Below are 12,776 nucleotides of genomic sequence, written 5' to 3' on the forward strand. Positions count from 1 at the left end.
GTGATCAGTCCACCGTCACGTAGTCGGGGCCGGAGTAGCGGCCGGTGGCCAGCTTCTGCCGCTGCATCAGCAGGTCGTTCAGAAGCGAGGAGGCGCCGAAGCGGAACCAGTGGTTGTCCAGCCAGTCCTCGCCGGCCGTCTCGTTGACCAGGACGAGGAACTTGATCGCGTCCTTGCTGGTACGGATGCCGCCGGCGGGCTTCACACCCACCTGTACCCCCGTCTGGGCGCGGAAGTCGCGGACGGCCTCCAGCATCAGGAGGGTGTTGGCGGGGGTGGCGTTGACGGCGACCTTGCCGGTGGACGTCTTGATGAAGTCGGCGCCCGCCAGCATGCCGAGCCAGCTCGCCCGCCGGATGTTGTCGTACGTCGACAGCTCACCGGTCTCGAAGATGACCTTGAGGCGGGCCGCCCCGCTGGCCTCCCTCACGGCGACGATCTCGTCGTACACCTTCAGGTAGTCGCCCGCGAGGAACGCCCCCCGGTCGATGACCATGTCGATCTCGTCGGCGCCCGCGGCGACCGCGTCACGCACGTCCGCCAGCTTCACCGCGAGCGCGGCGCGGCCGGCCGGGAAGGCGGTGGCGACGGAGGCGACCTTCACGCCGGAGCCGGCGACGGCCTGCTTGGCGACGGCCACCATGTCGGGGTAGACGCAGACCGCGGCCGTGGTGGGCGTGGTGCGGTCGGTCGGGTCGGGGCGGACCGCCTTGGCGCCGAGCGCCCGGACCTTGCCCGGGGTGTCCGCGCCTTCCAGCGTCGTCAGGTCGACCATCGAGATGGCGAGGTCGATGGCGTACGCCTTCGCGGTCGTCTTGATGGAACGGGTGCCGAGCGACGCGGCGCGTGCCTCCAGGCCGACCGCGTCGACGCCGGGCAGCCCGTGGAGGAAGCGACGCAGCGTGCTGTCGGACGAGGTCACGTCCTTGAGGGCTGCGGTGGGTGCATTGGTGGGCATGGTCACCAGACGAGCATATCTACGCGCGTAGCGGATGTATAGCCCGGAGACGGATCCTTGGCCGGCGGGGGTGCCCGGTCCGGTCTGAAGGGGCGCGGGGTTGGACCGGAAGCCGGGCGGCTTGCGGGCTGGGGGCTGGTCTGGGACCTGGGTGGCTTGGGGGCTGGGGGCTGGTCCGGGACCTTGGGGGCTGGGGGCTGGTCAGGGATCTGGGTGGCTTGTGGGCCGGGGGCGGTCTGGGACCTGGGTGGCTTGGGGGCCGGGGGCTGGTCTGGGACCTGGGCGGCTTGGGGGCCGAGGGTCGGTCTGGGACCTGGGCGGCTTGGGGGCCGGGGGCTGGTCTGGGACCTGGGCGGCTTGGGGGCCGAGGGTCGGTCTGGGACCTGGGCGGCTTGGGGGCCGAGGGCCGGTCTGGGACCTGGGCGGCTCGGCCCCGCGCCGTGGGCTGCGGCAGAATCGGGGCCATGACGACCCCGGAAGACCAGCCCTCCGCGCCGCAGCCCCCGGCATCCGAGTCCGACGACCGTGTCCACCGGTCGTCCGCCGGTATCGCGAGCGGCGTGCTGCTGCTGGCCATCGTCGGCTGGCTCGGCATCGACGCGATCGTCGCGGGGGAGGGGAGCGCGCCGTGGCTGGCGCTCGCGATGCTGATCCTGGTGGTGCCGCTGATCGTCGCCTTCACCGTGCGGCCCGCCGTGTACGTCGGCCAGGACCGGCTGCGGGTGCGCAACCCGTTCCGGGTGATCGTGCTGCCCTGGGGGCAGGTCGCGGCGCTGCGGTCCGGGTACTCCAACGAGGTCCTCGCCCGGTCGGGGAAGAAGTACCAGCTGTGGGCCGTCCCGGTGTCGCTGCGGGCACGCAAGTCGGCGGCCCGGCGGGAGGCCCGGGCGGCGGCGGAGCGGAGCGCTCCGCGTGAGGGACGTGGGGGTGGCCGGGGCGGCCGGGCCGGACTCAGCGGCCTCGGAGGCTTCGACAGCTCGCCCGGACCGGCGCCGGCCGGGCCCGTGCGGGCCGCGTCCGACCGGGTCATGGACGAGATGCGGGGCGTGTGGGAGGAGCGCGAGAAGGCGGAGAGCGCGCAGGGAGAGGTGACCGTGCGGTGGGCCTGGGAGATCCTGGGGCCGGCGGTCGCGGGGGTGGTTGTGTTGGGGATTCTGCTGGCCGTGGGGTGAGGGGGGGTGTTGGTGCAGGGGGTTCGGCCGGCCGTGACGTGGGGCGGGGTTCTGGCGTGGCGGGCCCGTGGGCGTGAGTCGGTTGTGGCGTGGCGGGGGCCGATGGCTGCCGTGGCGTGATGTGGCCGGTGTGCTGGGGGTTGGGTCGGCTGTGGGGTGGGTCGGGTTGTGGGGCGGCGGGGCCGGTGGTCGTGGCGTGATGTGGCCGTTGTGCCGGGGGTTGGGTCGGCCGTGGGGTGGGTCGGGTTGTGGGGCGGCGGGGCCGGAGGCCCTGGCTGGAGCGCAGGCTGGGCCTGACCCATCCGTACGAGCGGACGGCCGCCGAGATCGAGGCGATGTGGCGGGACCCGGAGCTGCGGCCGGCCGGCGTGAGCGACGTGCGGCAGCGGGGGCGTGCGCTGTGGCCGCTCGGGGTCGTCATCGGGATGGTCGGGGTGGCGGCGGTGCTCTTCCTGCCCTGACCGACCTCCCCTGACCTGACCTGACCTGACCTGACCTGCCCTCACGAACCCCGACTGCCCCGGCCGAGGGGGCCGGGGCAGTCGGGTCCCCGATCTTCCCGAGGGGCGTCGTACGGTCAGATGCCGGCCGCCGCCGACAGGTCCCGCTTGATGGCCGCGAGCAGGTCGTTCGCCCTGGTGCGGGCGGCCGGGAGGGCCGCGAGGTCGGTCACCGGGATCACCACCTCCAGATAGCACTTCAGCTTGGGCTCGGTGCCGCTGGGCCGGACGATGACGCGGGCGCCGTCGAGGGTGTAGCGCAGTCCGTCGGTGGGCGGGAGCGTGTCCGTCCCCTGGGTGAGGTCCTCGGCCCTGGTGACGGCCAGGCCCGCGAGGGCGGTCGGGGGATGCTCGCGCAGCCGCTCCATGGCGCGGGCGATGACCGAGAGGTCCTGGACGCGGACCGAGAGCTGGTCGGTGGCGTGCAGACCGTGCTCCACGGCGAGGTCGTCCAGCAGGTCGAGGAGGGTCCGGCCCTCCTCCTTGAGCTGCGAGGCGAGCTCGGTGATCAGCAGCGCGGCGGTGATGCCGTCCTTGTCGCGCACGCCCTCCGGGTCCACGCAGTAGCCGAGGGCCTCCTCGTAGCCGTAGCGCAGGCCCTCGACGCGGGCGATCCACTTGAAGCCGGTGAGGGTCTCCTCGTGGGGCAGCCCCGCCTTCTCGGCGATACGGCCGAGGAGGGAGGAGGAGACGATCGACTCGGCGAAGGTGCCGCGGGCGCCCCTGCGGACCAGGTGGGCGGCGAGCAGGGCACCGACCTCGTCGCCGCGCAGCATCCGCCAGTCGCCGCCGTCGGGGACGGCCACGGCGCAGCGGTCGGCGTCCGGGTCGTTGGCGACGATCAGATCGGGGCCGGTCGCCCGGGCCGTGGCGAAGGCCAGGTCCATCGCGCCCGGCTCCTCCGGGTTGGGGAAGGCGACGGTCGGGAATTCCGGGTCGGGTTCGGCCTGCTCGGCGACGAGGACGGGCTCGGGGAACCCGGCGCGGGCGAAGGCGGCGAGCAGGACGTCCTTGCCGACGCCGTGCATCGCCGTGTAGACGGTGCGGGCGGTCCGGGGGGAGCCGGTGGCGAGCACGGCGTCGGTGCGGGCCAGGTAGGCGTCCAGGACGGCGTCGTCGAGGGTCTCCCAGCCGGACTCCGGGCGCGGTACGTCGTCCAGGGAGCGGACGGCGGCGATCTCGGCGGCGATCTCCGCGTCGGCGGGCGGGACGATCTGCGAACCGTCGCCCAGGTAGACCTTGTAGCCGTTGTCGCGCGGCGGGTTGTGGCTGGCGGTGACCTCGACGCCGGCGACCGCGCCGAGGTGCCTTATGGCGTACGCCAGGACGGGGGTGGGGAGGGGGCGGGGGAGTACGGCGGCGCGCAGACCCGCGCCGGTCATCACGGCCGCCGTGTCCCGGGCGAAGTCGGCGGACTTGTGGCGGGCGTCGTAGCCGATGACGACGAGGCCGTTCTCCTGGCCCTTGCCCTTGAGGTACGCCGCGAGGCCGGCGGCGGCGCGGATGACGACCGAGCGGTTCATGCGCATCGGGCCGGCGCCCAGCTCGCCCCGCAGGCCGGCCGTGCCGAACTGGAGGGTGCCGGAGAAGCGGTCGGCGAGTTCCGTGACCTCTCCGGACTCGATGAGCTTCGCGAGTTCGGCGCGGGTCTGCGGGTCGGGGTCCTCGGCGAGCCAGGTCTGAGCACGGGTGGTGAGGTCGTCGTGCACGGTGGGTCAACCTCTCGTGTGTGGTCGTGGGTTTTCTCGCCCCCGCCGCCCCTACCCGTCCCGTCCCTGGGGGCTGCCGCCCCCAGACCCCCGCTTCGGCCCTGAAGGGGCCTCGTCCTCAAACGCCGGACGGGCTGGAATCCCGGCCGGGGCTGGAGACGCCGGACGGGCTGGAATCCCGGCCGGGGCTGGAGACGCCGGACGGGCTGGAATCCCGGCCGGGGCTGGAGACGCCGGACGGGCTGGGATGTACCGGCCGGGGTTGGATGCGCCGGCCGGGGTTGGATGCGCCGGACGGGCTGGAATCCCGGCCGGGGCCGGAGACGCCGGACGGGCTGGGGTGCGCCGGACGGGCTGGAACACCGGAAGGGCTGCGGTGCGCCGGCCGAGGCTGGAACGCCGGACGGGCTGGATGGGGCCCCGTCCTGTCGGCGAGCCGGTGGTGGGCCGGTTGTAGGCCGGGGGCCAGGGGGCGGAGCCCCCTGGTGCGTTGCCTACAGGCGGCCCAGTACCTGGGCCAGCAGCGAGCCCATCCGTGTCGCCGAGTCCCGTCCCGCCTGGAGGACCTCCTCGTGGTTCAGCGGCTCGCCCGTCATTCCGGCGGCGAGGTTGGTCACCAGGGAGATACCCAGTACCTCGGCGCCGGCCTCACGCGCCGCGATGGCCTCCAGCACCGTCGACATGCCCACCAGGTCCGCGCCGATGACGCGGGCCATCCGGATCTCGGCCGGCGTCTCGTAGTGCGGGCCGGGGAACTGGGCGTAGACGCCCTCCTCCAGCGTGGGGTCGATCTCCTTGCACAGGGCGCGCAGCCGCGGCGAGTACAGGTCGGTGAGGTCGACGAAGTTCGCGCCGACGATCGGGGAGGTCGCCGTGAGGTTGATGTGGTCGCTGATCAGGACCGGCTGGCCGGGGCGCATGCCCTCGCGCAGACCGCCGCAGCCGTTGGTCAGGACGATGGTCTTGCAGCCCGCCGACACGGCCGTACGGACACCGTGCGCGACGGCGGCGACGCCGCGGCCCTCGTAGTAGTGGGTGCGGCCCAGGAACACCAGGGCGCGCTTCTCACCGATGCGGTACGAGCGGATCTTGCCGCCGTGGCCCTCGACCGCCGGCGGCGGGAAACCGGGCAGCTCGGTGACCGGGAACTCGGCGTCGGGGGCGCCCAGGGCGTCCACGGCGGGTGCCCAGCCGGAGCCCATCACGAGGGCGACGTCGTGGGTCTCGGCGCCGGTCAGTTCGCGCAGGCGCGCGGCGGCGGCGTCGGCGGCGGCGTGCGGGTCGCCCTGGATGTCGTCCGGGAGAAGAGATGCGTTCACGCGGATGAGGGTAGCCGGTTCTTGCCTACGCGCGTAGATGACAGAGCACACGGGAAGGCGATCGTTGCCTTGTCGTTTCCATCCAGGAGGGCATCGCAGGGGCGCATCGCAGGGGCGGTTCGCAGAGGCGGCCCCGTCACAGGTCCGACCCCTCCTCGGGGACGAGGACGTCCTGGTCGCTGAAGACGTCGACGACGAAGATCAGCAGCCGTCCGCGGCTGACGATGTACTCGGCGAAGATGTGCTCGGTGAGCCGGACCGTGCGGTCGTCGCCGGTGGCGCTGACGGCGCGGGACGCGGGGAGGTAGGGGTCGCGGGCCAGCACGTCGACGCCCTTGTCGAACCGGGCGCGCAGCCGTGCGTCCAGCGCGTCACGCTCCGCCGCGGCCTGCTCGGTGTAGTGGACCTCGTAACCGTGCCGTGCCCCGCTCATGCACACCAGGATCGGTCAGCAGGGCCTTTTCCGCAGCTCCATCACGTAGTCGTGCGGCGCCCCGGCCGACTCCGCCGCGTCGGCGATCTCCCCGAGGTAGCGGGCCGACGGCAGCCCGCCCTCGTACCCGTTGAGCACGTACACCCACGCGCCGGTCTCGCCGTCCAGGGTGTGCACCCGGACCCGGGCCCGGCGGTAGATGCCGAGGCCGACGCCCTCCCAGCGGTCCAGGGACTCCTCGTCCATCGGGGCGATGTCGTACAGGGTGACGAAGACCTGCGCCTCCGGGTCCGCGGTGTCCTCCACGACCGTCGCCAGCGCGCCCTCCCAGCCGAGCTGCTCGCCGCCGAAGGTCAGCCGCCAGCCGTTGAGCCAGCCCGTCGCGCGCAGGGGCGAGTGCGGGGCGCGGCGGGTCATCAGCCGCGCGTCGAGGTTGCCGGCGTACGCGGCGTAGAGCGACATGGGAGGAGGGTACGGCAGCCGGCACACGTGTCACTTCGGCAACAGTGGCGACCGGCTCAGCCCCCGGCGCAGGACCACCGCGCGGGGTGCGGGACAATGGAGTACGTGACTCGGATCGTGATCATCGGTGGCGGACCCGGCGGCTATGAGGCGGCCCTGGTGGCCGCGCAGCTCGGCGCGGAGGTGACCGTCGTCGACTGCGACGGTCTGGGCGGAGCGTCGGTGCTGACCGACTGCGTGCCGTCGAAGACCCTTATCGCTACGGCCGAGGTCATGACGACCTTCGACTCGTCGTACGAGGAACTCGGCATCATCGTCGCCGACGACACCCCGCCGCTGGAGCAGGCGGCCCGGGTCGTGGGGGTGGACCTCGGCAAGGTCAACCGGCGTGTGAAGCGGCTCGCCCTCGCGCAGTCGCACGACATCACCGCCTCCGTCACCCGGGCCGGCGCCCGGGTGCTGCGCGGCAAGGGCCGGCTGGAGGGCATGCAGGCCCTGGACGGCTCCCGCAAGGTCGTCGTCACCGCCGCCGACGGCACCGAGGAGACCCTCGTCGCCGACGCCGTGCTGATCGCCACCGGCGGTCACCCCCGCGAGCTGCCGGACGCCCAGCCCGACGGCGAGCGCATCCTGAACTGGACCCAGGTCTACGACCTCGGCGAGCTGCCCGAGGAGCTCATCGTGGTCGGCTCGGGTGTCACCGGTGCCGAGTTCGCCGGCGCCTACCAGGCCCTCGGCTCCAAGGTCACCCTGGTCTCCTCCCGCGACCGCGTGCTGCCCGGCGAGGACCCGGACGCCGCCGCCGTCCTGGAGGACGTCTTCCGGCGCCGCGGGATGAACGTCATGGCCCGCTCCCGCGCCGAGTCCGCCAAGCGGGTCGGCGACCGCGTCGAGGTCACCCTCTCCGACGGGCGGGTCATCACCGGCTCGCACTGCCTCATGGCCGTCGGCGCCGTCCCCAACAGCGCGGGCCTCGGCCTGGAGGAGGCGGGCGTCAAGCTCCGCGACTCCGGTCACATCTGGACCGACAAGGTGTCCAGGACCACCGCGCCGGGCGTGTACGCCGCCGGTGACGTGACCGGGGTGTTCGCGCTCGCGTCCGTCGCCGCCATGCAGGGACGTATCGCCATGTACCACTTCCTCGGCGACGCGGTGGCCCCGCTCAACCTCAAGACCGTCTCCTCGAACGTCTTCACCGACCCCGAGATCGCCACCGTCGGCTACACGCAGGCCGACGTCGACGCCGGCGTGATCGACGCCCGGGTCGTCAAGCTGCCCCTGCTGCGCAACCCGCGCGCCAAGATGCAGGGCATCCGCGACGGCTTCGTCAAGATCTTCTGCCGGCCCGGCACCGGGATCGTCGTCGGCGGTGTGGTCGTCTCGCCGCGCGCCTCGGAACTGATCCACCCCATCTCGATCGCCGTCGACAACAATCTGACGGTCGAACAGATCGCGAACGCGTTCACCGTGTACCCGTCCCTTTCGGGGTCGATCGCCGAGGTGGCCCGGCAGCTGCACACGCGCAAGGCGGCGGGGGAGGCCTGACCCCGTGGCATTCCGGGACACGAGGGCTGTTGTGTCCCGGCGCCCGCGTGCGCGGTGGTCAGTCTTCTTCCTGCACGTATTTGTTGATGTTCTTGGACAGGCGGCCGGCAGTCTTGGCCGCCTCCCGCCATTTGTCGTCGGTGAGGGAGTCGTAAGCCGGATCCTTCAGCTCCCGGTATCGCTCAAGCGCGTCCCAGGCCGTCTGAAGCGATTGAAAGAGCACCTTCTCCGGTTCTTCGGCCTCAGTGACCGGTGTGGTTACCTCCTCGCTCAGGACCTGCTCGCGTAGCCAGTTGTTGTTGTACGACGGCGTGTTCCGCTGCACGTCGTCGGGCAACTGCCTGCCGTCGGGATCAAGGCGGGGGAAGGGACGGTCCTCGCGCGAGGCCCGCACCGTGGCCATCAGCTGTCGGATCCCCCACTCGTTCTTCATCATGCGGGCGATCACCACGGCTGGTTGGCCTCGGAACTGGGCTGAACCGCGGTCCACGCCGAGCCCGCCCAGGGCGAGGAGCGGGACGATGCCCCGTGCTGCCACTTCCTGGCAGCGGGAGCCGGGCTGCCCGTCGTGCACCTCGGCCAGCGCCTCGTCCTCAAGTTCGTCGAGGGCCTCGTTGTCCGGGCGCGAGTGGACGCTCCAGGGAGTCGTGCCCACGTCCGTCCACAAGGCGTGTACGGCGGCGTTGCGGGCACGGTCGAGGTACTGGTGGTCGTGCCCCGAGAACGAGCGCAGCGCCAGTTCGATGGTGGGGCGTGAGCGGTTCTTGGCCGAGAAGGCCTTGGTGTTGAGTGCCTCGTTCAGCACCTTCCGCAGTTTGGGCTCGGGGGTGGTCATGAGGCGGATGAGCCAGGCACAGCGTTCGTCACGGTGCCGGCTGTAACCGAGTTTCCGCGCGACTTCCGTAAGGTCCTCGCGGCCCAGCGCGTACACGAGTTCGGTGTGGCTGATCAGCCCGTAGTCTGCCAGCGTGTTCACGGACCGCTCCGCGAGCAGGGTGCTCTGGGCTTCCGCGGAGAAGGACTTGGGCTCGATGTTCTGTGCGCCGAGGGCCAGGTTCAGCGTGCTCGCATAGGTCGGTTCGACGTGGGAGGGTCGGCCTGTCGTTTGTTCGTCCCAGCCCCAGCCGACGATCAGGTCGGCCTCCGCGGTCAGCGCGTTCACCACGCCCTCTGCGGTCAGCAGTCCCTCCTCGTCCGGTTCGGTGCCGGACGCGAGCACCCCGACGGTGTCCGTCAGATCCTTCAAGCGGCGAGTGAGCCACTTGCGCTGCGACTCGGGGGTAGCGGCGACGATGTCCGACTCGGCGAGTCCGAGGATCCTATGCGCCGACGCGGTGCGGGAGGTACCGTCCACGACGCCGACCGCGGGGCGCGACGGGGCGTCGGTGAAGCGGTACTCGACATGCCCCGCCAGCAGGGGCATCAGAATCCCGTTGATCCGGATGTCGGCTTCCCAGGAGTTCGCCTGCCTGACGTAGTCCGCGTTCTCGTCCAGCGCGGTCGCGACGGCCTGCCGGGTGCCGCGGTAGATGAGAGAGGGAACGGTCCCGGAGGAGTCCGGTGCCGCGAGCGCCACCTTCAAGGTCGTCCCCGGGATGACCTGGGGGTCGGAGAGGTAGGCCTGGTCGACCACGAAACGGCCGTTCGTCGCATCGACCAGCAGCAGGGGTGTCCACACGCTGGCGCGCAGCAGGTGGAGTATCCGTCCGCCCCGCACGCGTTGGGACCGTATCTGATTGGCCCGGACGGCTCGGGGGTCGACAACCGCGGTGAGCAGCTGAGCGGCCGTGTCGATCGTGTGTGTCGTGCCGTTGGGGTGATCCACGATACGCTCGGCTGCTGCCCGTACCGCTCTCATGTCGCGGACCTGCAGGTCTTTGAGCCGGTCGACGAGGACGCCGACGCGGTTGCGGTACTCGTCCTCGGGCAGCTCGTAGGGGGGATCGATGTCACTCATACGTGTCAGACCTTCCGCTTGACCCCCGACTGGCGGGGAGGCAAAGTGGTTGTACAGCCGACCCCAGGAGGGGCCGGAAGTGGGGCCAGGCCATCCGCCGGACGACGGACGCCTGGCCTTCGCGCTTTCTCAGTCGGCTTCCGCTGCTACGACGGGCATGTGAGGCGTCCCACACGCTCCGCAGGTCAGCACCGTGCCCTTGGAGCCGCGCAGAGTGGCCGTCCAGTAGTCCGGCACGCCGCCGATGGCGGCGCTGTAGGCCCCGGCCGCGATGTCGGCACACCACAGCGCGGGCTCGTCGTTGCCCGGTGCGTGGCTCACCCGCAGCGAGGGCGGCAGGGCACCTGACCGGCGCAGTCCCGCCAGAGAGGCCACGTCGGCTCGGTCCCGGTCAGGTCCGCGGGATTCGAACAGAGCGTGACTGACACCGCGGCGACCCAGGTCCAGCAGCAGTCCTTCCATGCCCTTGCGGCGGGCGCGCTCCTGCTTGTCGCGGCTCATCCCACACCAGGTGGCGACGACGATGTCGGCGCGCAACGCGGCCAATCCGTCGGCGGCCAGCGTTCGTCGGGGCGCCGATTCGTCCCGCCAGTGCAGTTTCTTCCGCTGTCCCGGCAGGCGCAGCCCGGTCATGCGATCCCGCACCATGGGCAGCGTGGTCGCCGGCACGATGATCGCGGAGAGCAGATAGACCCCGGCGGAGTCGGCGCCATGGCGCATCGACTCGTCACACAGGGCGATGGTTCCCGACTCGTCGTTCTCGGGGACGTGGTACATACGGGCAGCACACATGTCCAGCCTCCTCGGAGCCTTGCGGCTCTACGCAGGAGGCGACCGGGGAGGTCCGTCTTCCTGCACTCCGTCGCGTGAGGGCACTCGGCGCTCGCGCATTCCAGTGGTGGACCGAGGGAGTCGTACGCCTGCGACAGGCCCGACGGGGGCGGTTCCGTGAGGAACCGGTACGCCGAACGTGCCGGAGAGGGGGTCTGACCGGGCGGATACTCATGAATCCGCTGGTGGGACGCCCTCTTGCGGACGAGGTAGTCGCTCCAGGGTGTAACGCAGATTCAACTAGCTTATCTCGGGTGAGGTTTGAAGGGCAAAGGTGATGATGGAACTGCAGGGGAAGCGGGTTTGAAACGCAAGTCTTCCAACTCGGTCGCCATCGACAACATCTGACGGATGACCAGATCAGGCGGCGGAGTCCGGCGAAAGGGGTGACGGGAGGGCTGAGGGCAGGTGTGAAGCGCCGGAATCGGGGCCCTATACCACTCCCCGACCCCCTGTGCGAACAACTTCGACTATCCGGTGTAAAGAGCTGAAAGCAGACGGTCGCCCGCGTTACTGTCAGTTTCGTGTTCGCTGCAGAACGTCGCCAATTGATCCTCGAAATGGTGCGAGCGAACGGGGCCGTGTCGCTCCGTGAGCTCGCCCGCGTCGTCCAGACCTCCGAAGTGACCGTACGGCGGGACGTGCGCGCACTGGAGGCAGAAGGACTCCTCGACCGCCGGCACGGCGGTGCGGTATTGCCGGGCGGGTTCACGCGGGAGTCCGGCTTTCCGCAGAAATCCCATCTCGCGACCGCCGAGAAGACCGCCATCGCGGACCTCGCCGCCAACTTCGTCGAAGAGGGCGAGGCCATCGTGGTGGGGGCCGGTACGACCACCCAGGAACTCGCCCGCCGTCTCGCGCGCGTTCCCGGTCTGACGGTCGTCACCAACTCCCTCCTGGTGGCCCAGGCGTTGGCCCACGCCAACAGAGTCGAAGTCGTGATGACCGGGGGCACCCTGCGCGGCTCCAACTACGCCCTCGTCGGCAGCGGAGCCGAACAGTCCCTGCAGGGGCTGCGCGTCTCCAGAGCCTTCCTCTCCGGGAGCGGCCTCACCGCCGAACGCGGACTGTCCACGTCCAACATGCTGTCGGCGTCCGTCGACCGGGCCCTCGTCCAGGCCGCCGCCGAGGTCGTCGTGCTCGCCGACCACACCAAGCTCGGCACGGACACCATGTTCCAGACCGTGCCCACGGACGTCATCACCCGCCTGGTGACCGACGAGCCACCCGCGCACGACGACCGCGCCGCCACCGAACTCCAGGCCCTCGCGGACCAGGGGGTGCAGATCGCCGTGGCCGGGGCGTCCGGCAGCCCGGGGGGTGACGCGGTCCCGGCGCGCCCCCAGCAGCAGCGCCGGGACGTCCCCCTCCCGGCCCCGCGCCGGGGCCAGGTCCCGGGCGCCGCCACGGGCCTGCGCACGGCCGCGGTCCTCGGCGAACAGCCCCCGGAACGCGCCCGGGTCGCGGACATGCGCCGCCGCTGAGGCTTCGGTCCGGCGCCGAACAGCCGGCCGCGCCCGCAGTCGGAGTGCCGGTCGCGGTAGGGAGGGCCGGCTGCGTGCCACTCGGGAGCGGACTCCCGTCGGGAAGAGCAGTTGCCGTCGAAGGGATGGGTCGGTTGCGGGCGCCGGTTGCTGTCGGGGTGGAGCAGCTGGTGTCGACGAGGGGCGGGTCTCCGTCGAAGGGATAGGCCGGCTGTGGGCGCTGGTTGCAGCCGGGGAAGAGCAGCCGTCGCCGCTGGCACGCCGGTTGCTGTCGCCGATGAGGTCGTCCGTGTCGTCGCGGAGGTACCGGCCACGGCCGTCTTCGGTGCGTCACCAGCCGCGGAGTGCGTCGGTCGTCGCGGGAGGTCTTTGCGGGTCGTTCACCCAGCGGCGTCCGTGGTCGAGT

Annotated in this window: 11 protein-coding genes; 4 read left to right on the forward strand and 7 right to left on the reverse strand. The window is 71.6% G+C overall.

Features of this window, described 5'->3' with window-relative positions; genetic code table 11:
• Nucleotides 1–4 precede the first annotated feature (4 nt).
• Nucleotides 5–958, reverse strand: coding sequence for a deoxyribose-phosphate aldolase (deoC, locus tag ACIRF9_RS14860; RefSeq protein WP_403821229.1), 954 nt, complete (start codon nucleotides 956–958; stop codon nucleotides 5–7).
• 464 nt (nucleotides 959–1,422) lie between these two features.
• Here deoC and ACIRF9_RS14865 point away from each other — a divergent pair, with 464 nt between their 5' ends.
• On the forward strand, nucleotides 1,423–2,130 hold the full coding sequence (locus tag ACIRF9_RS14865; protein ID WP_403820799.1) for a PH domain-containing protein: 708 nt from the start codon (nucleotides 1,423–1,425) through the stop codon (nucleotides 2,128–2,130).
• A 248-nt stretch (nucleotides 2,131–2,378) separates the two neighbouring features.
• Nucleotides 2,379–2,591: a hypothetical protein gene (locus tag ACIRF9_RS14870; RefSeq protein WP_403820802.1), complete on the forward strand. Its 213-nt coding sequence runs from the start codon at nucleotides 2,379–2,381 to the stop codon at nucleotides 2,589–2,591.
• A gap of 116 nt (nucleotides 2,592–2,707) precedes the next feature.
• On the opposite strand, the gene ACIRF9_RS14875 is transcribed toward ACIRF9_RS14870, so the two are convergent.
• The 4 genes from ACIRF9_RS14875 to ACIRF9_RS14890 form a co-directional block, all read right to left on the reverse strand.
• A complete protein-coding gene (locus tag ACIRF9_RS14875) occupies nucleotides 2,708–4,339 on the reverse strand; it encodes a phospho-sugar mutase (RefSeq protein ID WP_403820805.1) in 1,632 nt (543 codons plus the stop codon).
• A gap of 494 nt (nucleotides 4,340–4,833) precedes the next feature.
• Complete coding sequence (locus ACIRF9_RS14880) at nucleotides 4,834–5,658, reverse strand: purine-nucleoside phosphorylase (protein ID WP_403820808.1); 825 nt, start codon at nucleotides 5,656–5,658, stop codon at nucleotides 4,834–4,836.
• Nucleotides 5,659–5,794: 136 nt separating this feature from the next.
• Nucleotides 5,795–6,091: a type II toxin-antitoxin system RelE/ParE family toxin gene (locus ACIRF9_RS14885; protein WP_403820811.1), complete on the reverse strand. Its 297-nt coding sequence runs from the start codon at nucleotides 6,089–6,091 to the stop codon at nucleotides 5,795–5,797.
• A 15-nt stretch (nucleotides 6,092–6,106) separates the two neighbouring features.
• A complete protein-coding gene (locus ACIRF9_RS14890; RefSeq protein ID WP_403820814.1) occupies nucleotides 6,107–6,553 on the reverse strand; it encodes a gamma-glutamylcyclotransferase in 447 nt (148 codons plus the stop codon).
• Nucleotides 6,554–6,649: 96 nt separating this feature from the next.
• On the opposite strand from ACIRF9_RS14890, the gene ACIRF9_RS14895 reads away from it, so the two are divergent.
• Complete coding sequence (locus ACIRF9_RS14895; RefSeq protein ID WP_403820817.1) at nucleotides 6,650–8,098, forward strand: NAD(P)H-quinone dehydrogenase; 1,449 nt, start codon at nucleotides 6,650–6,652, stop codon at nucleotides 8,096–8,098.
• Between the two features lie 58 nt (nucleotides 8,099–8,156).
• Here the strand turns inward: ACIRF9_RS14895 and ACIRF9_RS14900 are convergent, their stop codons facing one another.
• Together ACIRF9_RS14900 and ACIRF9_RS14905 are read right to left on the reverse strand one after the other, a co-directional pair.
• Nucleotides 8,157–10,055, reverse strand: a complete 1,899-nt coding sequence (locus ACIRF9_RS14900; protein ID WP_403820819.1) for a hypothetical protein — start codon at nucleotides 10,053–10,055, stop codon at nucleotides 8,157–8,159.
• A 129-nt stretch (nucleotides 10,056–10,184) separates the two neighbouring features.
• A complete protein-coding gene (locus ACIRF9_RS14905) occupies nucleotides 10,185–10,847 on the reverse strand; it encodes a hypothetical protein (protein WP_403820822.1) in 663 nt (220 codons plus the stop codon).
• Nucleotides 10,848–11,410: 563 nt separating this feature from the next.
• On the opposite strand from ACIRF9_RS14905, the gene ACIRF9_RS14910 reads away from it, so the two are divergent.
• Nucleotides 11,411–12,370 carry a DeoR/GlpR family DNA-binding transcription regulator gene (locus ACIRF9_RS14910; RefSeq protein WP_403820824.1) on the forward strand — a complete coding sequence of 320 codons (960 nt, stop codon included), beginning with the start codon at nucleotides 11,411–11,413 and terminating at the stop codon, nucleotides 12,368–12,370.
• Nucleotides 12,371–12,776: the final 406 nt, after the last annotated feature.

The sequence above is a fragment of the Streptomyces sp. NPDC096132 genome, from assembly GCF_044763345.1.
Taxonomy (GTDB): Bacteria; Actinomycetota; Actinomycetes; order Streptomycetales; family Streptomycetaceae; genus Streptomyces.

What these genes read in the sequence shown, in the direction of transcription:
- deoC (WP_403821229.1), bottom strand. Translation starts at nt 958, where the DNA reads ATGCCCACCAATGCACCCACCGCAGCCCTCAAGGACGTGACCTCGTCC.
- ACIRF9_RS14865 (WP_403820799.1), top strand. Translation starts at nt 1,423, where the DNA reads ATGACGACCCCGGAAGACCAGCCCTCCGCGCCGCAGCCCCCGGCATCC.
- ACIRF9_RS14885 (WP_403820811.1), bottom strand. Translation starts at nt 6,091, where the DNA reads ATGAGCGGGGCACGGCACGGTTACGAGGTCCACTACACCGAGCAGGCC.
- ACIRF9_RS14890 (WP_403820814.1), bottom strand. Translation starts at nt 6,553, where the DNA reads ATGTCGCTCTACGCCGCGTACGCCGGCAACCTCGACGCGCGGCTGATG.
- ACIRF9_RS14895 (WP_403820817.1), top strand. Translation starts at nt 6,650, where the DNA reads ATGGAGTACGTGACTCGGATCGTGATCATCGGTGGCGGACCCGGCGGC.
- ACIRF9_RS14900 (WP_403820819.1), bottom strand. Translation starts at nt 10,055, where the DNA reads ATGAGTGACATCGATCCCCCCTACGAGCTGCCCGAGGACGAGTACCGC.
- ACIRF9_RS14905 (WP_403820822.1), bottom strand. Translation starts at nt 10,847, where the DNA reads ATGTGTGCTGCCCGTATGTACCACGTCCCCGAGAACGACGAGTCGGGA.